Annotated in this window: 24 protein-coding genes and 5 tRNA genes; 8 read left to right on the forward strand and 21 right to left on the reverse strand. The window is 59.6% G+C overall.

The genetic code is table 11. The features are described 5' to 3' along the window. Window positions 1–38: 38 nt before the first annotated feature. A complete protein-coding gene (locus BS300_RS00235; protein WP_071909970.1) occupies window positions 39–1,880 on the forward strand; it encodes a sigma 54-interacting transcriptional regulator in 1,842 nt (613 codons plus the stop codon). A gap of 133 nt (window positions 1,881–2,013) precedes the next feature. Here BS300_RS00235 and BS300_RS00240 read toward each other — a convergent pair. The 7 genes from BS300_RS00240 to BS300_RS00270 all read right to left on the reverse strand — a co-directional run bounded on the left by BS300_RS00240 (window position 2,014) and on the right by BS300_RS00270 (window position 4,372). Further along, window positions 2,014–2,090 (reverse strand) — tRNA-Val (locus BS300_RS00240). A gap of 36 nt (window positions 2,091–2,126) precedes the next feature. Further along, window positions 2,127–2,203 (reverse strand) — tRNA-Val (locus BS300_RS00245). Between the two features lie 37 nt (window positions 2,204–2,240). Further along, window positions 2,241–2,317: transfer RNA gene (locus tag BS300_RS00250), tRNA-Val, on the reverse strand. Between the two features lie 17 nt (window positions 2,318–2,334). Next, window positions 2,335–2,411 (reverse strand) — tRNA-Val (locus tag BS300_RS00255). A 12-nt stretch (window positions 2,412–2,423) separates the two neighbouring features. Further along, window positions 2,424–2,500: transfer RNA gene (locus BS300_RS00260), tRNA-Val, on the reverse strand. Window positions 2,501–2,638: 138 nt separating this feature from the next. Beyond that, window positions 2,639–4,018, reverse strand: coding sequence for an MATE family efflux transporter (locus BS300_RS00265; RefSeq protein ID WP_071909972.1), 1,380 nt, complete (start codon window positions 4,016–4,018; stop codon window positions 2,639–2,641). Window positions 4,019–4,165: 147 nt separating this feature from the next. Beyond that, window positions 4,166–4,372, reverse strand: coding sequence for a YaeP family protein (locus tag BS300_RS00270; protein ID WP_019445841.1), 207 nt, complete (start codon window positions 4,370–4,372; stop codon window positions 4,166–4,168). A gap of 130 nt (window positions 4,373–4,502) precedes the next feature. On the opposite strand from BS300_RS00270, the gene BS300_RS00275 reads away from it, so the two are divergent. From BS300_RS00275 to BS300_RS00285, 3 genes are all read left to right on the forward strand, one after another. Continuing rightward, entirely contained in the window at window positions 4,503–5,405 is a 903-nt protein-coding gene (locus BS300_RS00275; protein WP_071909974.1) for a DMT family transporter, read from the forward strand. Window positions 5,406–5,508: 103 nt separating this feature from the next. Next, window positions 5,509–6,123, forward strand: coding sequence for a riboflavin synthase (locus BS300_RS00280; RefSeq protein ID WP_041207881.1), 615 nt, complete (start codon window positions 5,509–5,511; stop codon window positions 6,121–6,123). 18 nt (window positions 6,124–6,141) lie between these two features. Beyond that, window positions 6,142–6,525: a hypothetical protein gene (locus BS300_RS00285; protein WP_071909978.1), complete on the forward strand. Its 384-nt coding sequence runs from the start codon at window positions 6,142–6,144 to the stop codon at window positions 6,523–6,525. Between the two features lie 61 nt (window positions 6,526–6,586). Here BS300_RS00285 and BS300_RS00290 read toward each other — a convergent pair whose 3' ends face one another. The 4 genes from BS300_RS00290 to BS300_RS00305 form a co-directional block, all read right to left on the reverse strand. Next, the gene (locus tag BS300_RS00290) at window positions 6,587–6,790 is read right to left on the reverse strand and encodes a CPXCG motif-containing cysteine-rich protein (protein WP_033112514.1); all 204 of its coding nucleotides are present in this window, start codon (window positions 6,788–6,790) and stop codon (window positions 6,587–6,589) included. A gap of 419 nt (window positions 6,791–7,209) precedes the next feature. Continuing rightward, the gene (gene hxpB, locus BS300_RS00295; RefSeq protein WP_071909980.1) at window positions 7,210–7,869 is read right to left on the reverse strand and encodes a hexitol phosphatase HxpB; all 660 of its coding nucleotides are present in this window, start codon (window positions 7,867–7,869) and stop codon (window positions 7,210–7,212) included. Window positions 7,870–7,998: 129 nt separating this feature from the next. Continuing rightward, a complete protein-coding gene (gene purT, locus BS300_RS00300; protein ID WP_071909982.1) occupies window positions 7,999–9,177 on the reverse strand; it encodes a formate-dependent phosphoribosylglycinamide formyltransferase in 1,179 nt (392 codons plus the stop codon). Window positions 9,178–9,274: 97 nt separating this feature from the next. Further along, window positions 9,275–10,165: a DMT family transporter gene (locus BS300_RS00305; RefSeq protein ID WP_071910321.1), complete on the reverse strand. Its 891-nt coding sequence runs from the start codon at window positions 10,163–10,165 to the stop codon at window positions 9,275–9,277. Window positions 10,166–10,378: 213 nt separating this feature from the next. Here BS300_RS00305 and BS300_RS00310 point away from each other — a divergent pair, with 213 nt between their 5' ends. Further along, window positions 10,379–10,966, forward strand: a complete 588-nt coding sequence (locus BS300_RS00310) for an FMN-dependent NADH-azoreductase (protein WP_071909984.1) — start codon at window positions 10,379–10,381, stop codon at window positions 10,964–10,966. Window positions 10,967–11,078: 112 nt separating this feature from the next. On the opposite strand, the gene BS300_RS21335 is transcribed toward BS300_RS00310, so the two are convergent. The 4 genes from BS300_RS21335 to BS300_RS00325 all read right to left on the reverse strand — a co-directional run bounded on the left by BS300_RS21335 (window position 11,079) and on the right by BS300_RS00325 (window position 13,447). Then, entirely contained in the window at window positions 11,079–11,255 is a 177-nt protein-coding gene (locus BS300_RS21335; protein WP_185227192.1) for a hypothetical protein, read from the reverse strand. A 152-nt stretch (window positions 11,256–11,407) separates the two neighbouring features. Continuing rightward, window positions 11,408–11,596, reverse strand: coding sequence for a DUF4250 domain-containing protein (locus BS300_RS00315; protein ID WP_071909987.1), 189 nt, complete (start codon window positions 11,594–11,596; stop codon window positions 11,408–11,410). 1 nt (window position 11,597) lies between these two features. Then, window positions 11,598–12,062, reverse strand: coding sequence for a MarR family transcriptional regulator (locus tag BS300_RS00320; protein ID WP_033112507.1), 465 nt, complete (start codon window positions 12,060–12,062; stop codon window positions 11,598–11,600). A gap of 170 nt (window positions 12,063–12,232) precedes the next feature. Further along, window positions 12,233–13,447 carry a UPF0149 family protein gene (locus BS300_RS00325; RefSeq protein ID WP_071909989.1) on the reverse strand — a complete coding sequence of 405 codons (1,215 nt, stop codon included), beginning with the start codon at window positions 13,445–13,447 and terminating at the stop codon, window positions 12,233–12,235. A 193-nt stretch (window positions 13,448–13,640) separates the two neighbouring features. Between BS300_RS00325 and BS300_RS00330 the strand changes: the two genes are divergently transcribed. Both BS300_RS00330 and BS300_RS00335 read left to right on the forward strand, forming a co-directional pair. Continuing rightward, window positions 13,641–14,522, forward strand: coding sequence for a S1-like domain-containing RNA-binding protein (locus BS300_RS00330; RefSeq protein WP_071909991.1), 882 nt, complete (start codon window positions 13,641–13,643; stop codon window positions 14,520–14,522). Further along, entirely contained in the window at window positions 14,523–14,834 is a 312-nt protein-coding gene (locus BS300_RS00335; RefSeq protein WP_071909993.1) for a DUF1289 domain-containing protein, read from the forward strand. Between the two features lie 40 nt (window positions 14,835–14,874). On the opposite strand, the gene BS300_RS00340 is transcribed toward BS300_RS00335, so the two are convergent. From BS300_RS00340 to minC, 6 genes are all read right to left on the reverse strand, one after another. Beyond that, entirely contained in the window at window positions 14,875–15,198 is a 324-nt protein-coding gene (locus tag BS300_RS00340; RefSeq protein WP_041207870.1) for an HI1450 family dsDNA-mimic protein, read from the reverse strand. Between the two features lie 278 nt (window positions 15,199–15,476). Continuing rightward, window positions 15,477–16,274: a monofunctional biosynthetic peptidoglycan transglycosylase gene (gene mtgA / locus BS300_RS00345; RefSeq protein ID WP_071909995.1), complete on the reverse strand. Its 798-nt coding sequence runs from the start codon at window positions 16,272–16,274 to the stop codon at window positions 15,477–15,479. Then, on the reverse strand, window positions 16,259–16,585 hold the full coding sequence (locus BS300_RS00350; RefSeq protein WP_033112501.1) for an HI1450 family dsDNA-mimic protein: 327 nt from the start codon (window positions 16,583–16,585) through the stop codon (window positions 16,259–16,261). The genes mtgA and BS300_RS00350 overlap by 16 nt, the downstream gene beginning before the upstream one ends. Window positions 16,586–16,776: 191 nt before the next feature. Continuing rightward, entirely contained in the window at window positions 16,777–17,046 is a 270-nt protein-coding gene (gene minE, locus BS300_RS00355; RefSeq protein WP_033112500.1) for a cell division topological specificity factor MinE, read from the reverse strand. Between the two features lie 2 nt (window positions 17,047–17,048). Next, the gene (gene minD / locus BS300_RS00360) at window positions 17,049–17,861 is read right to left on the reverse strand and encodes a septum site-determining protein MinD (protein ID WP_033112499.1); all 813 of its coding nucleotides are present in this window, start codon (window positions 17,859–17,861) and stop codon (window positions 17,049–17,051) included. 18 nt (window positions 17,862–17,879) lie between these two features. Beyond that, complete coding sequence (minC, locus tag BS300_RS00365) at window positions 17,880–18,605, reverse strand: septum site-determining protein MinC (protein WP_033112498.1); 726 nt, start codon at window positions 18,603–18,605, stop codon at window positions 17,880–17,882. Window positions 18,606–18,712: 107 nt separating this feature from the next. Between minC and BS300_RS00370 the strand changes: the two genes are divergently transcribed. Beyond that, window positions 18,713–18,991, forward strand: coding sequence for a YcgL domain-containing protein (locus BS300_RS00370; RefSeq protein WP_043850455.1), 279 nt, complete (start codon window positions 18,713–18,715; stop codon window positions 18,989–18,991). Window positions 18,992–19,692 lie beyond the last annotated feature (701 nt).

A 19,692-nucleotide genomic window follows, 5' to 3' on the forward strand; every position in this document is an offset into this window, starting at 1 on the left:
TTTAGAGGGAGAACAACAAGAACAAAAAGGAATGATGGATGAGATCCGTGAGCAACCAGTGTCTGTTGATGCAGATCCAGCCCACCATCTTGCGTTTTGCCAAGATGCTGGCGAGTGTGCTGCAACTTGAGGTCGAGATCGTCGATGCCGATATGGTGCGGGTGGCGGGCACTGGCCCCTATGGCAAGTTTTTTGGCCGCCAGCTGGAGGGGGACTCCCGCCTGCTGCGCTATGTCATCGACAATCAGCGGGAAAAGATCGTTACCCACACCAGTGATGATCCGGTCTGCGAGGGGTGCAGCTGCAAGGAGAGCTGTCGCGAGCGCGCCTTCCTCGGGGTGCCTATCATGGTGGACGAGGGGTGCATCGGGGTAATCAGTCTGGTCGCCTTCAGCGCCGAGCAGCAGGCCCGTCTCAACAACAATCTGCAGGATGTGTGTGACTATGTGCGCCACATCTCCACCATCTTCGTGGCCAAGCTGCTCGACTCGCGCGGCCTGTCGGACGGGGTCAACAAGGTGTTCCTCGATCTGATGACCCACATGGATCAGGGCTGCTTGCTGCTCGACGAGAAGAATCAGGTGCGCTTTGCCAACGAAGCGGCGCTGCATCATCTGGGCTGCCAGCCGGAGCAACTGCAGGGGCGTGAGGTGGGGATCCGCCCGCTCACCTTTGCCCGGCAGGAGATCAGCGGTCATATCCAGCACATTTTCACCCTGGGCGATCGCCAGGAGCTGATCATCGGTCAGCTGCACCATGTGCAGGGGCAGCAGCTCTTCCTGATGGCCTTTCACCAGTCCCACTCCGGGCAGGTGCGCGAGCCGGATCCCGATGTGCGCATCGACCTGCTGATCGGCGAGAGCAAGCCGATGCGCAACCTCAAGCGGCTGTTGCAGCGCATTGCCCAGAGCCCGTCGAGCGTGCTCATTTGTGGCGAGAGCGGCACCGGCAAGGAGGTGGTTGCCCGCGCGGTTCATCGCCTGAGCCCGCGCCATGACAAACCCTTTATCGCCATCAACTGTGCCGCCATCCCCGAGCAGCTGCTGGAGAGCGAACTGTTTGGCTATGTGAAGGGCTCCTTCACCGGCGCCTCCAGCGGTGGCAAGCAGGGGCTTATTCAGGCGGCCCATCAGGGCACCCTGTTCCTCGACGAGATCGGCGACATGCCGCTCACCATGCAGGCCAAGTTGCTGCGGGTGCTGGAGCTGCGGGAGGTGACACCCATCGGCGCCAGCCGGCCGGTGCCGGTGGATATTCGCATCATCGCCGCCACCCATCAGCATCTCGACCAGTACATCGCCGAAGGGAAGTTTCGCGAGGATCTCTTCTATCGCATCAACGTCATCCCTCTCAACCTGCCGCCGCTGCGCGAGCGGGAAGGGGATGTGGAGCTGCTGACCCACTATTTCCTCAACCAGCACACCAGCCGGATCGGCACCGTCTACCCCGGCCTGACGCCGGAGGTGATGGCGCTGCTCAAGGGGTATCGCTGGCCGGGCAACGTGCGCGAACTGAGCAACCTCATCGAATATCTGGTCAACGTCAGCCAGGCGGGTGAGGTGATCGACAGCAGCCTGCTGCCGCCCAACATCATCCGCAATCAGGATCCCCATCCGGTGGTCACCCAGACCATCCCCATCGTGCCCCTGAGCGCCATCCCGGGCGAACCGGTGGCAGCGCAAGTGCCAATGGCGGTGATGCCGGAGAAGTTGCTGGATCCTGCCCCGGGAGAGAGTGGATTGGAGAGCATGGAGAAACAGATGATCGAGGAGACTCTGCAGCGGCTTGGCAACAAGAAGCTGGCGGCGCAGGCATTGGGGATCGGGATTGCCACCCTCTATCGCAAGATAAAGAAGTACGATATTGCCGTGCAGGCCTGATGGTCTGGCGGTGTCTATTCAGCCCGTGTCATGCAAATGGTGATGCGGGCTTTTTGTTGGCGCAGCAAAAAAAGTGCGAGAAGGCAGGGGAGAGAATGCAAAAAGCCCGCTCATCGAGCGGGCTTTTCAAATCTGGTGCGTCCTAGTGGATTCGAACCACCGACCCCCACCATGTCAAGGTGATGCTCTAACCAGCTGAGCTAAGGACGCAGGGTGCGCAATGCGACTTTCTGTTTTGCAGGGGAGTGGTGGGTTTAATTGGATTCGAACCAACGACCCCTACCATGTCAAGGTAGTGCTCTAACCAACTGAGCTATAAACCCACATCAAACTTACATCTGCAATATATTCAAACTGTTATGGTGCGTCCTAGTGGATTCGAACCACCGACCCCCACCATGTCAAGGTGATGCTCTAACCAGCTGAGCTAAGGACGCATAACAGCAATCTGTGATGGTGCGTCCTAGTGGATTCGAACCACCGACCCCCACCATGTCAAGGTGGTGCTCTAACCAGCTGAGCTAAGGACGCATCACAGAAAAGTGGTGGGTTTAATTGGATTCGAACCAACGACCCCTACCATGTCAAGGTAGTGCTCTAACCAACTGAGCTATAAACCCACTTCACTACGCCAGCATTGCTGGCGTGGTCGGCATACTACCCATGCCCCCCAAGGCTGTCAACAGGCCATACGCACAAAGGAGACTGTTTGCCCAGTTCTTGCGCAGCCTGTTGATTTTGCAGGCGAGTTGCCGCTTTTACTGGGCCCGCGACAGGGTAGTGCACGCCTCCGGCGTCGCGAAGCGACCATAGATATGGCGCAGGCGAGCCCCCAGCATCAGCGCGGCACTGGTGAGGCCGACGATAAAGCCAATCCAGAAGCCCTGCGGCCCCATCCGCGGAACCACCCAGTCGGTGAGACCCAGGATCATGCCGGTCGGCAGCCCCAGCCCCCAGTAGGCGACGATGGTGACGTAGAAGATCGCCTGGGTATCCTTGTAACCACGCAGCGCCGCCGCCGCGACCACCTGCACCGAGTCGGAGATCTGGTATACAGCGGCAAAGAAGAGCAGCAGGGCGGCTAGCGCAATCACCTGCTGATCATCGGTATAGATAGAGGCAATCTGCTCGCGCAGCAGCACCGTCAGGGCTGCAGTGAGGGCGGCAATGCCCATCCCCAGCAGCAGGCCGGTGCGGGCTGCCACCCGGGCGTGATGGGGTTGACCTTCGCCGATGCTGTGGCCGACCCGGATGGTCACGCCCACCCCGATGGAGAGGGGCAGCATAAAGACCAGACTGGAGAAGTTCAGCGCAATCTGGTGGCTCGCCACCGTCTCGGCCCCGAAGGGGGCCAGCATCAGGGCCACCACGGTAAACAAGGTCACCTCGCAGAAGATGGCCATGGCGATGGGGAACCCCAAGCGGAACAGGCGCCAGATCCGGCTGCCGTTGGGGCGTGCGAGTCGGGAGAAGAGGTTGATCTCCTTGAAATGAGAGGAGAGCTTCACGTAGAGGATCATCGCCAGCAGCATGGCCCACAGCACGATGGCGGTAGCCACGCCACAGCCGACACCGCCGAGCTTTGGCATGCCGAAGTGACCGTGAATGAAGATGTAGTTGGCGGGAATATTGACCGCCAGCCCGACAAAGCCGATCACCATGGTGGGCATGGTGTGGGAGAGCCCCTCACTGAAGTTGCGCAGCACCTGGAACATCACGAAGGCGGGCAGACCCCACAGGATGGCGTGCAGGTAGCCGGTGGTCTTGGCCGCCATCACCGGCTCCACATCCATGAACTGCAGCGCCAGCGGGCTGTAATAGAGCGCAATCATCGCGAGCGGGGTGACGATGAGCGCCAGCCAGAAGCCCTGATGGACGGCCGGGCGGATTTGATCCCGCTTGCGGGCGCCGTTGAGCTGGGAAACGATGGGGGTGAGCGCCATGATGATCCCCTGCACCAGCAGGATCACCGGTAGCCAGAAGCTGGAGGCCACCGACACGGCGGCCAGATCGACCGCACTCACCTGACCCGCCATCACGGTATCGACGAAGTTCATGGCGACCTGGGCGACCTGGGCGACCAGAATGGGGCTGGCTAGACGGACGAGCTGCTTCGCCTCGGACCAATAACGTTGCACTGACACCTCCGAGTGGATCAGATAGATAGAGAAAGAGCGGAAATCGGGAAGAGCCTTTGCACACCCGGGCGGGCATGCAAAGGGTGGGGGAGGCATTTTAGCCTGAAATTCATCCAGGACGAAATAGTTGCCGCCCCGGCAGCGGGATCAGGCGTCTTCGTGATCGCTGATCAGCAGGTTGGCTGCCGCATAGGCGGCCTGTTCACGCAGTTCGGCGGGCACCCGCTCATCGGCGGCGACCGCGTTGAGGGCGCGGATAGCGGCGGCGATGGCCTTCGGCACGTAGCCCTGCTCGCCGGAGCCAATCTGGTTATAGGCGATACGGATCGCTTCACAGCACTCATAAACCATCATGATTTGCTTCCTTGAAAGTAAAAAGGCGAGCAAATATAGCGGTTTTGCTCCCATTTTGTCAGTCTCGCGGTTGTAATTTGCGGCAAGCCCGTTAATTTGGTTACCCCCTTTTCCTGTTTCGGCCTCTTTGATGCTGCTCTCTTCGCGCAACTCACTGGCGATCTTCCTGACGCTGTTTGCTCTTCTCGCCCTGACGCTCAAGGATGGCGCGGACAAATATCTGGTACTCCATGGCTACTCCGTGATGGAGATGGTCTGGTTTCGCTTCTTTGTTCCTTTCCTCGGTCTGCTGCTGTTGTTGCCAAGGCGCACCGTGTCGGCGCTGCTGGCGGTGGATCGCTGGCTGTTGCTGCGCTCGCTGCTGTTTCTGGTCTGTGCGCTGGTCTCGGTGATTGCGCTGGCCCATGTGCCGCTCAACGTCTACACCATCATCTGCCAGCTTGGCTCGCTGGCCTTTGTGGTGGCCGGTGTCATCTTTTTCAGGGAGCGTCTGACCCGAACCAAGGTAGCGGCCGTGTTGCTGGGGCTGTTTGGCGTGCTGGTGGTGACCCATCCCGACGGGGGGGACGCGAACCTCTACTACCTGCTGCCACTGATCATCGTGCTGGCCAACACCGGTTACAACCTCATCACCAAGCTGGTGGATCCACGTCTGACCACCCTCGATATCCTGATCGTCACCTGCTTCATGCTGGGGATGGTGGCAATGGTCGCGCTCTGCTGGCAGCCCGCACTGTGGCGCTTCCCTGGGCTTGCCGACTGGCCCTATCTGCTGGCGCTGCCGGTGGTGACCCTGCTCTCTCAATATTGCCTTATCAAGGCGATGCAGTATGCGCAGGCCTCTACTCTGGCGCCCTTCTTCTATTTCCAGATCTTTTTTTCTACCCTCTGTGGCTATCTGATGTTTGGTGAAATGCCGACCCTCAGTAGTATGGCGGGGTGTCTGCTCATCGTGCTGGCTGGCATAGTGGTCATCCATTCCCAGCGCCGGGCGAGTGTGCTGGCGCGGTCTGAGGCGGCGGAGCAGGTGTGACAGTTTGTATGAAACGAATTGTGTAAAAAGCGGATTGTGTAAAAGAAGCGGCACAGGCCGCGATAAAAAAACAGAGCGTGTTACCAGAAACAAAGAGGTGATGATGTTTACCGGAATTGTGCAAGGTGTGGCCGAGCTGGTCGCCATCGAAGAGAGTGCTTCATTTCGTACCCACGTGATCCGCATGCCCAGCCGGGAGTGGGGGGAAGGGCTGGCTCTGGGTGCCTCGGTGGCTCACAACGGCTGCTGTCTCACCGTGACCCGGATTGCAGGGGATCTGGTCAGTTTCGATCTGATGCAGGAGACCCTGCGCCTGACCAACCTCGGCAAGCTGCAGGTGGGGGACAAGGTCAACGTGGAGCGGGCCGCCCGTTTTGGTGACGAGATCGGCGGTCACGCCATGTCCGGCCACATTATCGGGATGGCGGAAGTGACCTCGGTGATCGACACCCCCAACAACCGTCAGGTGTGGTATCGCCTCGCCCCCGAGCTGATGAAATATGTGCTGACCAAGGGGTATATCGGCATTGACGGCATCAGCCTGACCATCGGCGAGGTGCGCGAGCGCGAGTTTTGCGTCCATCTGATCCCCGAGACGCTGGCTCGCACCAACCTCGGCTGGGTACGCGCCGGCTGGCCGACCAATATCGAGATCGATCCCCAGACCCAGGCCATCGTCGATACGGTGGAGCGGGTACTGGCCAGCCGAATGGCTTGACGTCAGGGAAAAGCGCAGATGAAACCGGGCCTGAACTATACCTTTCACCACTTTGGCATCCCCAGCACCGTGGCCTTGCCCCATGGCATCCACAGCGAAAAGGTGGGGATGTATACCGAGGATAACCCGGGGCGGTTTCGGGTTCAGTGGCACTACTTTACCGACGATTCGCCGCTGCACGAGCTGCTGAGAACCGTACCTCACGTCGCCTTCAAGGTGGATGATCTGGCGGCCGCCATCGAGGGGGAAGAGGTGATCCTGGGGCCCTACGAGCCGATCGATGATTATCGGGTGGCGGTGATCAATGATGCCGGGGTGCCCATCGAGCTGATCCAGACCGATCTCGATGACGAGACGCTCTGGGCCAGAGCGAAATCGCGGCAGGGCAGCATCTACCGCTGACCACGAAACGAAAAGGGGCGTCACTCTCGCGAGTCACGCCCCTTTTGCTATCCGGCCGCTCTTAAAACATCTGCTCGTCGTCAGCATCCACGAAGAGTTGCAGACGGTCGCGCTCTTCATCCCGATGCAGCCGCAGGTGGATCGGATTGCAGCAGGCCATGCAATCTTCGTAGAACTCCTGATCCCCCTGGCTGGCATCCAGCTCGACCCGGGTATGGTGGCCGCAGTGGGGGCAGACGATGCGCTTGCTGGTGTACTCGATCATGATAACCTCCTCGGGCCCACGGGCCGCCTGTCTCCCTTGATTCTAGCTGCGCAGGCGCAGGGTAACCGCGAGCAAGCGCACGTTTATGAAGGCGGTATGACAGGGATCAAACCCGGATCGGAAAAGGGGATCAGCAGACACTGCCGGGGCAAAAATGGCCCGAAAGTTGGTTTCTAATCGGCGATTTGTAGCTGTTATTGCCAACTACTGGTTGGTAATGGAAGGGGCTGAACGGCGGTTTTTACTGGCCAAAAAGGCTATTTGGCCATCCGGGAGGGGGGCTGTGCATCCGGCCGGTTTTCCTCTTGTTGCCGCTAGGTGGGTATCTATCCTTTGGCTCCTATTCATCCATAAAAAAGGGGCCACAGACAGGTATGCCTGCGGCCCCGTGAAGGATGCGAACGGCTGGTGCGGGCGAATTATTTGGCCCAGCTGGCCAGCATTTCACTATTGAGTTCGGCCAGCGAGCTCAGCTGGTAGTTGGCGATAGCCAGACGCGGGTCTCCCACTAAAGCCGGATCCGGCACGATCAGCGCCTTCATCGAGGCCGCCTTGGCCGCCAGCAGACCGGTGAAGCTGTCTTCGATGGCCAGACAGTGTACCGGCTCAACCCCCAGCTTTTCGGCGGCGTGGATATAGACATCCGGGTGCGGTTTGCCGAAACGCTCTACTTCAGCGGAGTGAACCGCCATAAAGCGATCGCGAATGCCGAGCTTGCCGAGCACCGCTTCCACCATGGCAAAGGGGGAGGAGGTGGCCAGACCCACTTTCAGGCCGCGCGCTTCGATAAGGTCGAGTGCCTCCAGCACGCCGGCCTTGGCCTGACCTTCGGAGAGGATCAGGGCGTTGACCCGATCCAGAATGCGCTGCACCACCTCGTCCTGGCTCGGGCCGCTCCACGGACGCAGGCGATACCAGTGGGCGACCAGCTGATCGATGCGCACGCCGATGGTCGACTCACAATCCTCGACGGTGTGGGGGTGACCCAGCTCGGAGAACACGGCGATCTGGGCCCGTTGCCAAAAGGGTTCCGAGTCGATCAGAACACCATCCATATCGAAGATCACGGCAGCTAACATCTTGTACTCCTGAAAAAATTGAAGAGGGGATTATAAGCCTGACGAGCAAATGCAAAAGGGGCATTGCCATGCCCCTTGCGCCCGATCACACCGGCAAACGTTTGTTCCGGTGCGGCGAAAAAGCAGCGTTTAGAAAATGACCTCGACGCTGGCGGCAACGGCTTTGGCCTGCTCGACCGCCTCGCGGCAATCTTCACCCCGGGCCAGCGCCACGCCAAGACGACGGCGACCGGCGATCTCCGGTTTGCCAAACAGTCGCAGCTGGGCACCCGGCACCTTGGCAAGCGCCTCGCCAATCCCCTGATAGCGGATATCCTGACTGTGCCCTTCGCGCAGCACCACGGCAGAGGCGCTTGGCCCGTACTGGGTGATGGTGCCTACCGGCAGCCCCAGAATGGCGCGCACATGCAGGGCGAACTCGGAGAGATCCTGCGAGATCAGAGTCACCATGCCGGTGTCGTGGGGGCGCGGCGAGACTTCGCTGAACCACACCTCGTCGCCCTTGATGAAGAGCTCGACCCCGAACAGGCCGTAACCACCGAGGGCCTCAACCACCTTGGCCGCTACCTCTTTGGAGCGGGCCAGCGCCAGTTCGCTCATCACCTGTGGCTGCCAGGATTCGCGGTAGTCGCCATCTTCCTGCCGGTGGCCGATAGGCTCGCAGAAGTGAATGCCATCGACGGCGCGTACCGTGAGCAGGGTGATCTCGTACTCGAAGGGAACGAAGCCCTCGACGATCACCTTGCCACGACCGGCGCGGCCACCCTCCTGGGCGTAAGTCCAGCTCTCATCGAGCCTGGCGAGATCGCGCAGCACGCTCTGTCCCTTGCCGGATGAGCTCATCACCGGCTTCACCACGCAGGGCATGCCGATGGTCTCTACGGCGGCGACAAACTCCTCCTTGCTCTGGGCAAAGCGGTAGGGGGAGGTGGGCAGGCCCAGGGTCTCGGCGGCGAGACGGCGGATCCCTTCCCGATTCATGGTGAGCTGGGTGGCGCGGGCATTGGGCACTACCTTGACCCCCTCCTGCTCAAGGGCTGCCAGCGTATCGGTGGCGATGGCCTCGATCTCGGGGATGATGAGGTCGGGTTTGATCTCGGCGACCAGCTCGCGCAGGGCGGCGCCATCGAGCATATCCAGCACCCGGGCGGCATGGGCCACCTGCATGGCGGGGGCGTTGGCATAGCGGTCGGCGGCGATCACTTCGATGCCGAAGCGCTGCAACTCGATGGCCACTTCCTTGCCGAGTTCGCCGGAGCCCAGCAGCAGGGCGCGGGTGGCGCCGGGGCGGGTTGCGGTTCCAAACATACGATCTCTCCTGATGTCGTTGGTCATTGTTGATGATCGCTATCGCACACGTGATTGCGGGAATAGCGGGCAAAAAAAGAGGCACGCATGGCGTACCTCAGGAAACGGATGGTCGGGCGCGCTGCTCCAGATGGGTCAGCAACGTGATGGCGCCAATGATGATGGCGGCGCCAAGCCACAGTCGGCCGGGCGGCGCCCAGCCAAACACCAGCCAGCCTGCCAGTACGTTCATCGGCAGCTTGGCAAAATCAAAGGGCTGGATGAAGGAGGCCTCCGTCACGCTGTAGGCGCGGGCGATGGACATCTGGGCCAGAGCCGACAACACGCCGGAGGCGGCTACCAGCAGCCACTGGCTTTCCGTTGGCCACTGCCACTCCGGCAGCGCCAGCATGGCATTGAACGGGGTGCTGAAAATAAGCAGGTAGACGACGATGGTGTGGGACGATTCGCTCGCCGCCTGATAGCGCACCAGCAGGGAGTAGCCTGCCCAGAACAGCGCCGCTGCCACCGGTAGCAGAGAGGCCCAGCTGAAATCATCATTCCAGGGGGCGAGGATCAGCATGGCACCGACAAAGCCGGAGAGAGTGGCCACGATGCGGGCTCGGCTCACCTGCTCTTTGAGAAAGAGAGCGGAGCCCAGCGTGGCAAACAGCGGTGACGTCATCAGCAGGGCGATACCCTGCCAGATGGGGACGGGCTCGGCCAGCGCCCAGAGCCAGAACTGGATGCCGATCACTGCCAGAGCGACCCGCAATAGATGCAGGCGCAGCTGGTTGGTCATCAGGGATTGGCGCAAACCGTGGCGGATCAGCCAGGGCAGCAGGCAGATCAGGGCGATCAGGTACTGGTGAAAGGCAACCTGGGTCGAGGGGAGGCCAAGCTTGAAGCTGACATACTGGCTCAGGCTGTTGACGGCGGCGAAACAGAGGCCTGCTACCATCATCCAGACTGCACCGGCGAAAGGGGAGTGGCTGCGCGAGTGGGCCATGGGATCCGGGTCACTGAAAAAAGTGCGGCGGATCATAGCGGCAATCGTTTGTTCTGCCAAGGGTTGATGCGCCCGTTGCCGCGCAATCAACCAATATCAAAATTTTTGAACAAGTTGAGCATCTATTTTCGCTATCAGCAAAGAAGCGCAATGTTTAGAGTGACCTCCATCGACAGCGCTGCTGTTCAACCGACAACCAAATGGAGTTTCACCATGGCCAATATCCTCGTTCTCAAATCCAGCATCCTGGGTCAATATTCCCAATCCAACGCCCTGATCGACGGCTTCCTGGCTGACCATCAGGATGATGTCGTCACCGTGCGTGATCTGGCGGCCCTCAACCTGCCGGTGCTGGATGGCGAGCTGGCCTCCGGCCTGCGCGGTGGTGACAACCTGAGTGAACGTCAGCTGGCGGTGATCGCCCAGTCCGACGAACTGATCGCAGAGCTCAAGGCGAGCGATCTGGTGGTGATTGCCGCCCCCATGTACAACTTCAACATCCCGACCCAGCTGAAGAACTGGATCGATCTGGTTGCCCGTGCCGGTGTCACCTTCCGTTACACCGAAACCGGTCCGGTCGGTCTGGTTGAAAACACCCGCGCGCTGGTGATCAGCCCCCGCGGCGGCATGCACTTTGGCAGCGCCACCGATCTGGTGACCCCCTACATGCGCACCGTGCTGGGCTTCATCGGTATCAAGGAGGTGGATTTCATCTACGCCGAGGGGATGGGTATGGGCCCGGATGCCCAGAGCAAGGGGATTGAAGCCGCCAAGGCGCAGCTCGAGACGCTGGCTATCTAAGCCGTTTGCCAGCAAGGGCAATCAGCCCCGCCATAAACTACAACGCAGCCATCAGGCTGCGTTTGTTTTTTCACGCTTGTTGCGTTCACAGAACCCGTTGCAGGTGCAGAGGCTACTCCAGCATAAAGCGGCGACAACCGCGTATCAGCATCAACACCACAGCCGCGAGGGAGCCAACCATCAGTGCAGTGAGCCACTGTTCGGCGCTTTGCGGGATCTGCGGGGTGAAGAGGCTGATCATCAGCAGCATGCAGAGCGTGATCAGGAAATGTTCGCGGTTCAACGTCATGGGGTCATCCTTGGGTTTGCTCACTGGCAGCGAGAGTAGCGTCCTCGTATGACAGTGTGATGTATCCGTTCATCGCACTGCCGAGGCTTGAGTGACCATATCAGGTTTTGGCCCCGGTGCCACTGTGGCTGCTGACGTTGTGATCCCGATCCCTATCTGAACTGTTTTTGCTCTGGCTGGTAGTGAAAATCACCGCTGGCCAGCCGTGCTTCCAGTGCCACCTGATCGAGATCCTGCGCCTTGCAGAGGTCTTCCAGATCATCGTAACGATCACGTAGCTGCATATTGATCAGGCTCAGCAGCATGTTGACGTCCATGGTGGCAAATTTCTTCAGATCCATCCTATTTCTCCTTGTCGAGGGAGTGCAGCTGTTCGATGGCCGCGCTGACGCTGTGCAGATGCTGGCGGATCGCCTCGCGGGATTCACTGGGCAGGTAGTCGGTCAGGGTATGCTGCCAGCTGCCCGCTTCGCTCTTGAGCTGCTGGAACAGGGCGAGGCCGCTATCGGTCAGGGAGACCAGGCTGATGCGCTTATCCTGCTCGCTGTTTTCGGTGAAGATGATGCCTTTTTCGGCCAGACGGCGGATCTCGCGGGAGATACGCACCTTGTCCATGCCGCTCGCCTCGACCAGCTCTTTCTGGCTGATGGGGTAGTTGGGGCCGAGCACCATCATCAGACGCCACTGGGGAACGGTCAGCTGGTAACGCTGTTCGTAAAACTGCTCGAAGGTATCCCGTAGCATTTCGGCGGCATGTACCAACTGATAGGGCGGGTAGTGAGCGAGTAACGCTATGATTTTTGACATATTACACCCTGCTGTGACGGCTGCATCAGATGCAGTTTCTTTTGATACTTTGACATTGATGATACGAAACTCAAGCGAGTTTGTCTGACCCGGTTGCGATGAAATGTGCGGTGACGCACGCCATCAGACAAAAACCGGGTCAGTTCGCCGGGATTTTAATCCGGAAGTGGTCAGCCCTTGCGCAGCCAGAGCAGGGCGCTCTGCTTGAGCCAGGCCTCGCGGGTGTGCATGGTGTAGAGGGTTGCCTCATCGCGGCTGCCCGCCTGCCAGCTCATCGGTTCCTGCTTTGGCAGCTTGCGCTGACCGAGCAGACAGGCCGGAACGTGCGGGTTGGCATTGATGGCGGCCAGCAGATGGGGTCGGGCGGCATCCGCCCCTTCGCGGGCAAAGATCATCAGGGCGCGGTTGTAGAGCAACCAGCTAGAGGCCTCGTCGAAACGTACCAGCAATTCGGCCAGCGCCTGCCAGTCGCCCTGCAGGGCGTAGAGGGAGGAGAGGTTGTAGCGGCAACCCAGCTCGTCGGGGATGCAGATGGCCAGCAGTGCCAGATACTCTTCCCTGGCTTCGTCCAGCTTGCCAAGGCGCAGCAAGCAGTCGGCGCGACCGGCGCGGGCTGCCAGCAAGGGGCGCACTTCCGGCGCGCTCCAGCCGTGGCCACCCAGCTGCTGCCAGAAGCTGGCATCAAACAGCGGGTTGGCATCGGCGATGATCTTCTCGAACCAGCCGAGGCGGGCCTGATGATCCCGGCAGTTGTCCGCCAGTTCGAACCAGCGTTGCCACTGCTGGGCCTGCTCGCTGTCGAGGGCTACATCGGCGCTCGGCGCGGCCTGATACTGATCGAGCTGAAGCAGCTGGTTGAGGGCGGTCTTCATGTTCTGGCGCTGGCGTTTGCAGAACTCGGCAAAGGGGAGTTCGCTGGCGGCGGCGCTATAGAGCATCTGCGCCATCTGTTTGTCGCGAAACAGGCTCAGCTCGGCGGCCAGGCTGAAACGGTACTGGGTAGTCGGGTCGTTCAAATCCTTTGGCTTGGGCCAGGTGGCAAAGCCCTGACTGAAGCCGTAGCACCACTGCCCGAGCGGGTGGCTCTGTTCAAAGACCTGCTGCGGGTTGTCGGTGGGGAGGCGGCACTGGCTCGGCAGGGCCAGCTGGGCTTCATCTGCCTGCGCTTCCAGTTCGGCGATCAGATGGGTGAGGGCCTCGCCACTCTTTTCATCCAGCTCGGCGTCATGGGGCAACAGACCGGCCAGCGGGGCCTGCCAGTCAGGGGCATCCGGCCCGACCAGACGGGCACACAAAAAGCCGTGCAGAGCGGGATAAGTCATCGCCTGCTGGCTGTGGGTCTGGATCCATTGATTGAGATGACGGGTACGAGTGGATGGGTTCATCGACAGTTCCTCTGGATTTGAGCAGCCGCGAAGTCTACCTAAATGTGGGGGTATTTGCAGCAAAGGGACGGTTGAATGGCGATTATATCGCCATCGACCGGTCAGAGTGAGGCGAGGGGACTAGGCCGGATCACCCCTCTTGGGGTAACATGCGCGGCCATAGGGGCCGTGATCCAGCCGGCCCGTCCGGGTAATGAAAAAAGAGAGCACCATGATACAGATTGGCAAGATGAACACCCTCACCGTCGTTGAACTCGAAGATCGCGGCGCCTGGCTGGCAGCCGACGAATACGGCGAGCTGCTGCTGCCCAAGCGCCAGCTTCCCGAGGGGATCAAGGAGGGGGAGAGCGTACAGGTATTCCTCTATCTGGATGCCGACTGCGAGCCGGTCATCACCACCGACAAGCCCTTCGCCATGGTGGACGAGTTTGCCGGACTGAAGGTGGTCAACGCCAACAAGATCGGTGCCTTCCTCGACTGGGGCATGAAAAAGGATCTGTTCGTGCCAAGCCGCGAGCAGAACAAGCCGATGCAGGTGGGTCACGTCTATCTGGTGCGTCTGATGCTGGACAACGAGGGGCGCATGGTGGGTACCAGCCGCCTCGAGCGCTTCCTGAGCACCGCCAAGCCCCCCTTCAAGGCGGGAGACGAGGTGACAGCTCTGCCCGGTGAACACTCTCCCCTCGGTATCAAGGTGATCGTCAACGGCCAGTACCCCGGCATGCTGTTTCGCAACGAAGTGTTTGGCCGGGTGATGACGGGCCGTCCACAGACCGCCTGGGTCAAGCAGGTGCGCGACGATGGCAAGCTGGATCTGACCCTGCAAAAGCCGGGTATGGCCAAGGTGGACGATGCCGGCGAGCGCATTCTGGCCCGGATGAAAAAGCAGGGTGGCAGTCTGGCAGTGGGTGACAAGAGCGAACCCGAGCTCATCTACAAGCTTTTTGCCATGAGCAAGGGCACCTTCAAGAAGGCGATCGGCGGCCTCTACAAGCAGGGCAAGATCGTCATTGAAGACAATGCCATCACCCTGACCGAGGCGGGATCTGCTGCCCAGAGCGGGGAGCAGGAGTAAGTGCCGAGTCCCTGCATCGGGCTATGCAAGGCAAAGGATGGCCTCTGCCTTGGCTGTGGTCGCACCCTGACCGAGATCGGTCACTGGTCGGCGATGGAGAGCGATGCCCAGCTGGCAGTGATGGCCGAGCTGGATGGCACCAGGAGCACTCACCGTTGTCCGGGCTGTGGTGAACCGGCCTATTGCGCCCTCTCCGCCGGGATGACCATCGAGCAGTGCTGGTGCCGTCAGTTGCCGACTTTGCCGATGACGGCGGCCAGTGCCTGCTGGTGCCGTCGCTGTCTGGCCAAGGCCATCGCAGCGCAGCCCTGAGCATGGGAAGCCAGAAAGAAAGGCGCCGATGGCGCCTTTTTTATGCCTGTTGCTGGCGGTGCCAGCGCACATAAACCTGATTTTCCGTGATCAGGCGGGGCAGGAGGAAGGTGGCGAAGATCACCTCGAATTCCTCCTGATGATCCAGCAGACCCACCCACACTTCGACCCAGCGCTCCATATCGACCGGCTCACCCAGCTCTGCCGACCAGTCGGCATTGGGCAGGGTCGCCTCCACGGCGCCACGCTGTTCAAACTCCAGGGTGATATCGACGATTTGTTCGGGGGCAAGCATGTCGGCGGCCTGCTCAAGAAACTGATCATAGGCCCATTCGACCAGCTGATCCGGGGTACGCTGTTCCATGAAATCACTCCAGATACATCGAGGCCGCTACTGTAACAAGTATTGGCGGTGGCGGCCAGACCAGTGCGCCGCGGGGTACGACCTGTCCAACCGGTCATATCGGGGGTATGGTTAAGTGGCGGGTGAATAGGTGTGGGGACGACGCGATGCGGTTACGGACAAGACGACAGCAGATCAAGCGACGACGGGAGAGCTGGTGGTGGCACTCTCTGCCCCTCAATCAGGAGCCGGCGGAGGCGGGGCAGGAGCCACCGGTAAAATCCGGTGGCGCCTGATGATCAATTGGCCTGATAGACCCGGTTGAGGGTCACCTGACCCAGTTGCCCCATCTGGCGGCGGATCCAGACCGCCCGCTTTTGCACATAGGGCGAAGGTGGCTTGACCCGATAGCGCCAGGGATTGGGCAGGGCGGCGGCCAGCAGTGAAGCCTCGTAGCGGGTCAGCCGGCTGGCCGGTTTGCCGAAGTAGTAGTTGGCTGCGGCTTCAGCGCCATAGATACCCGGGCCAAATTCCACAATGTTGAGATACATCTCGAGGATGCGGGATTTGTCCCAGCCCAGCTCCATCAGCAGGGTAAACCAGGCTTCCAGCCCTTTGCGCAGGAAGCTGCGATCACTCCACATAAAGAGATTCTTGGCGGTCTGCTGGCTCAGCGTGCTGGCACCCCGTACCCGCTCGCTGTGCTGGTTGTGCTTGAGCGCCGCATTGATGGCGTCCATGTCAAAACCGTTGTGCTCGGCAAAGCGTTGATCCTCGGCGGCAATCACCGCCAGCTGCAGCTCTTTGGAGATGGACTCCAGATCCACCCACTCATGGCGCACTTGTGCCACTTTGGCAGGCGGAAAGAGGGCTCGCTCGATGCGCCAGCTCCACATGGGGGGATCGATAAAGCGCAGCAGCAAGACGGAGACGACCGAGCAGACAAGCCCGGCCAGCAAGGCCTTGCCAACCCACTTCAACACCCGGCGCCCCAATGAGGGGGGCGGGGTTTCAGGCGCCATCTGCCGGGCGTCAGAGTCAGACTCCCAGACATACTGGCTCGGATCATCGGGATCCGGAATTATTGGGGCAGCCATTCGATGTGGCAGAACTTCTCGTCAACACGGCGGGAGAGCAGCATGCGGGCAAACAGGTGCTCGTACTCTTCTTGCTCGTTGCCAAGGCCAACCCAGATCTCGGCGTATTCGGCATCACTCACGGCAAAACCCACATCCGCTTCCCAGTCGTCGGCCGGGTCGGTTTCTGCCAGCAGGCCGCGATCGTTGAACTCCTGATTGAAGCGGATGATCTCCTGCTCCGGCAGGTTGTCGGAGGCCAGCTCCATAAAGAGTTCAAGGGCGGTGTCGAGCAGCTCTTCGACGCTGTGCATTTCGTCATTCAAGGACATAAGTTCTGTTCCAGAAAAAAGAGAAGAAACCTCGCAGGCCGATGCAAGCGAAGGCGGCGCTATTCTAGCTGTCGCCAGACCCCTTGGCGAGCCGGTTGCAGGCGCTTCGCCAGGTTGAGGCAATAAAAAACCGGATCCAGCCAGGGGATCCGGTCTTCATTGAGGGAAGGGGTCACGCATATGGCGTCAGCTCATCCCTTCTTGTTGTCATCGGCGAAGGTGATGTTGAGCTCGAGAACGGAGAGCTCGTCACTCTTCTGATCCATCTGGACGGTGATCTTGTCCGGATCGATGTTGACGTATTTACGGATCACGTCGAGGATATCCTGCTTGAGCTGGGGCAGGTAATCCGGCCCCCCTCTGGATGAACGCTCGTGAGCAACGATGATCTGCAACCGCTCCTTGGCCAGTTGTGCGGTGTTCTGTTTCTTGTTGGAACGAAAATAATCCAATAATGACATGTTTAACTCCCGAACAGTCGGCTAAAGAAGCCCTTCTTTTCTTCTTCCAGAAAACGAAATTCCTTGGTATCACCGAGCAGACGGGAAACCGCATCATCATAGGCCTGACCGGCATCGGACTCCTTGTCCAGAATGACCGGCTCGCCCGAGTTGGAGGCACGCAGCACAGCCTGTGACTCCGGGATCACCCCGAGCAGCGGGATGGCCAGGATCTCCTGCACGTCCTGCACGCTCAGCATGTCGCCGCGATTGACGCGGGTCGGGCAGTAGCGAGTCAGCAGCAGGTGCTCCTTGATGGGGTCTTCACCGCGCTCGGCACGACGGGATTTGGAGGAGAGGATGCCAAGGATCCGGTCGGAGTCACGCACGGAAGAGACTTCCGGGTTGGTGGTGACGATCGCCTCGTCGGCAAAGTAGAGGGCCATCAGGGCGCCCGCTTCGATCCCCGCCGGAGAGTCGCAGACGATGTAGTCAAACTTCATCTCGGCCAGTTGCTCCAGCACCTTCTCGACACCCTCTTTGGTCAGGGCATCTTTGTCACGGGTCTGGGAAGCCGGCAGGATATAGAGATTCTCGCTGCGCTTGTCCTTGATGAGGGCCTGATTGAGGTTGGCCTCACCGTTGATGACGTTGACGAAGTCATACACCACGCGGCGCTCGCAGCCCATGATGAGGTCCAGGTTTCGCAGACCGATGTCAAAATCGATGACCACAGTTTTGTGGCCACGCTGGGCTAAACCGGTACTCAGGGCCGCGCTGGTTGTGGTCTTGCCAACGCCACCTTTACCCGATGTAACGACTATGATTCGCGCCATTCTCGCTTCCTTGTAACTCTATTTGATACGGTCTATACGGAGTTGTTCATTATCCAGCCGGATATGGACCGGTTGCTGGATGAGGCCTGCCGGCAATGCATCGCTGAGCTGGAATGTACCAGCGATGGAGAGCAGCTCGGCCTGTAATTGCTGGCAATAGATCCGGGCCCGGGTATTGCCGCGGGCTCCGGCTATGGCTCTGCCACGCAGGGTGCCATATATATGAATGCTGTCATCGGCGAGCACTTCGGCCCCCGGACTGACGGAACCCAGCACCACAAGCGAGGTGCCGGCAGCATAAATCTGCTGGCCGGAGCGCACCGGGCCCACATGCACCCGGGTCGGGATGAGGGGCGCCGGCTCCGGCTCAGGGGGCGTAACGGGGGCGGCAGGTGCCACCACTGGCTCTGGCTCAGGTTGGGGATCGCTCTTGCGACTCTTGCCCGAGGCCATTACGGCAAGGCCCACCGCCTTGGCCGCCGTCTTCATCTCTTCACTTCGCGCGCCCGTGATGCCGACCAGCACAAACTCTTCCGACTCCACCAGCTCCTTGAGCTGTTCGAAGTCGGGGATCTGTTCCAGTCGGGAAACATTGATCACCAGCGGTGCGCAATTAAAGAAGTAGGGCGCCTGAGCCACTTTTTCCGCCAACAACTGACGGATCCGCTCTGGCTCGCCATCGCTGATATGCAACACAGAAATAGTGAAGGTGGTCCCTTTCAATTCGTTATCGCGCTCAACCATGAATCTTCCCCGAGGCAGAGATGCTAATCCGTTATTGTTATTCAATTCCTGATGTTATAGTTTGCCCCCATCAGAGGCAATAAACTCGTCGGATTATATCAATTTCCATGTTGTGTGCAGTCTATAAAAGTCGCAAAAAAGCCGAGACCTACCTTTTTGTTGAAAGAAGAGAGGACTTTTCCCGCGTACCGGCCCCCTTGATGGCTGTTTTTGGTCGTCCCGAGCTGGTGCTGATGACCAAACTGGACCCGGCCAAACCCCTCGGGCTGGCCGAGGTCGGCAAGGTGATGGAGGCGTTGACCATGCAGGGATTCTACCTGCAGGTGCCGCCCCCGCCGGAGAACCTGCTGGAAGAGCACAAGGCTCGCCAGAAAAAGGGGGCGTGACCTCTCCCGCCTGAAACCATCAAGATGGCCCGGTCGCAACAGCGCGTGTGACGGGGCTGTTTTTTATCCGGTTATCGCCATTTTCTACCTTGTGATTCATCGCTTATGTTCAGTGCCTGAACAACTGATGACAAATTAACGGGGGTGTTTAACCGGACAATATTGGTCATCTGCCCGATATATTGCCGACCCGTCCACGGGGTTACTTTTAGCGAGCACCACAGCGAGCACAACACTTGCACCAATTTTTTCGAGCTGTTCCATCGATTGGGGGAGGGGTTATTTACACCGTTATTTTCTTATCGCCTTACCTCGTTTCTCCTTCTTTTTTAAAATATAAAGTCAAGCATCCATGACCTGCTTTTAGTCAATTTTTGTCCTTGCTCACAAAATAGCCCAGCTGTTTCTAGCCAATTTCCCGCGCGAGCAGCCTTGCGAGACGAGCTTGCCAGCCATCGAGGAAAAAGAGCTTGGCCACCAATATATTACCGCCATCTGATAAGAGTCCTGTTGGACGAGAGCGTTCCGCTTGTGAGCCTATACGGGCAGGCGAGCAAAGCCTTGCTGTTAGTAGCCAATAGTGGTCAAGGCAAGCGTGACAGTAAGTGTGACTAGGTTGGCGTAATCAAACCGGCGCAACAGCGGGCTCTGGGGAGGTGTGCTTCAGGATAAAAGGGGAGAGAGCCACATAGCTGCACACC

Origin of the sequence: Aeromonas sp. SCS5 (genome assembly GCF_001887375.1) — a bacterium.
Lineage (GTDB): Bacteria > Pseudomonadota > Gammaproteobacteria > Enterobacterales > Aeromonadaceae > Aeromonas > Aeromonas jandaei.

Excerpts from the sequence above, each read along its gene's own strand:
- purT (WP_071909982.1), bottom strand. The coding sequence starts at position 9,177 with ATGTTTGGAACCGCAACCCGCCCCGGCGCCACCCGCGCCCTGCTGCTG.
- BS300_RS21335 (WP_185227192.1), bottom strand. The coding sequence starts at position 11,255 with ATGACGTTGAACCGCGAACATTTCCTGATCACGCTCTGCATGCTGCTG.
- BS300_RS00235 (WP_071909970.1), top strand. The coding sequence starts at position 39 with ATGAGATCCGTGAGCAACCAGTGTCTGTTGATGCAGATCCAGCCCACC.
- BS300_RS00290 (WP_033112514.1), bottom strand. The coding sequence starts at position 6,790 with ATGATCGAGTACACCAGCAAGCGCATCGTCTGCCCCCACTGCGGCCAC.
- BS300_RS00310 (WP_071909984.1), top strand. The coding sequence starts at position 10,379 with ATGGCCAATATCCTCGTTCTCAAATCCAGCATCCTGGGTCAATATTCC.
- BS300_RS00275 (WP_071909974.1), top strand. The coding sequence starts at position 4,503 with ATGCTGCTCTCTTCGCGCAACTCACTGGCGATCTTCCTGACGCTGTTT.
- BS300_RS00325 (WP_071909989.1), bottom strand. The coding sequence starts at position 13,447 with ATGAACCCATCCACTCGTACCCGTCATCTCAATCAATGGATCCAGACC.
- BS300_RS00330 (WP_071909991.1), top strand. The coding sequence starts at position 13,641 with ATGAAAAAAGAGAGCACCATGATACAGATTGGCAAGATGAACACCCTC.
- BS300_RS00280 (WP_041207881.1), top strand. The coding sequence starts at position 5,509 with ATGTTTACCGGAATTGTGCAAGGTGTGGCCGAGCTGGTCGCCATCGAA.
- BS300_RS00305 (WP_071910321.1), bottom strand. The coding sequence starts at position 10,165 with ATGGCCCACTCGCGCAGCCACTCCCCTTTCGCCGGTGCAGTCTGGATG.
- BS300_RS00340 (WP_041207870.1), bottom strand. The coding sequence starts at position 15,198 with ATGGAACAGCGTACCCCGGATCAGCTGGTCGAATGGGCCTATGATCAG.
- mtgA (WP_071909995.1), bottom strand. The coding sequence starts at position 16,274 with ATGGCTGCCCCAATAATTCCGGATCCCGATGATCCGAGCCAGTATGTC.
- BS300_RS00315 (WP_071909987.1), bottom strand. The coding sequence starts at position 11,596 with ATGGATCTGAAGAAATTTGCCACCATGGACGTCAACATGCTGCTGAGC.
- BS300_RS00350 (WP_033112501.1), bottom strand. The coding sequence starts at position 16,585 with ATGTCCTTGAATGACGAAATGCACAGCGTCGAAGAGCTGCTCGACACC.
- hxpB (WP_071909980.1), bottom strand. The coding sequence starts at position 7,869 with ATGTTAGCTGCCGTGATCTTCGATATGGATGGTGTTCTGATCGACTCG.
- BS300_RS00320 (WP_033112507.1), bottom strand. The coding sequence starts at position 12,062 with ATGTCAAAAATCATAGCGTTACTCGCTCACTACCCGCCCTATCAGTTG.
- BS300_RS00285 (WP_071909978.1), top strand. The coding sequence starts at position 6,142 with ATGAAACCGGGCCTGAACTATACCTTTCACCACTTTGGCATCCCCAGC.
- BS300_RS00370 (WP_043850455.1), top strand. The coding sequence starts at position 18,713 with ATGTTGTGTGCAGTCTATAAAAGTCGCAAAAAAGCCGAGACCTACCTT.
- minD (WP_033112499.1), bottom strand. The coding sequence starts at position 17,861 with ATGGCGCGAATCATAGTCGTTACATCGGGTAAAGGTGGCGTTGGCAAG.
- minE (WP_033112500.1), bottom strand. The coding sequence starts at position 17,046 with ATGTCATTATTGGATTATTTTCGTTCCAACAAGAAACAGAACACCGCA.
- minC (WP_033112498.1), bottom strand. The coding sequence starts at position 18,605 with ATGGTTGAGCGCGATAACGAATTGAAAGGGACCACCTTCACTATTTCT.
- BS300_RS00270 (WP_019445841.1), bottom strand. The coding sequence starts at position 4,372 with ATGATGGTTTATGAGTGCTGTGAAGCGATCCGTATCGCCTATAACCAG.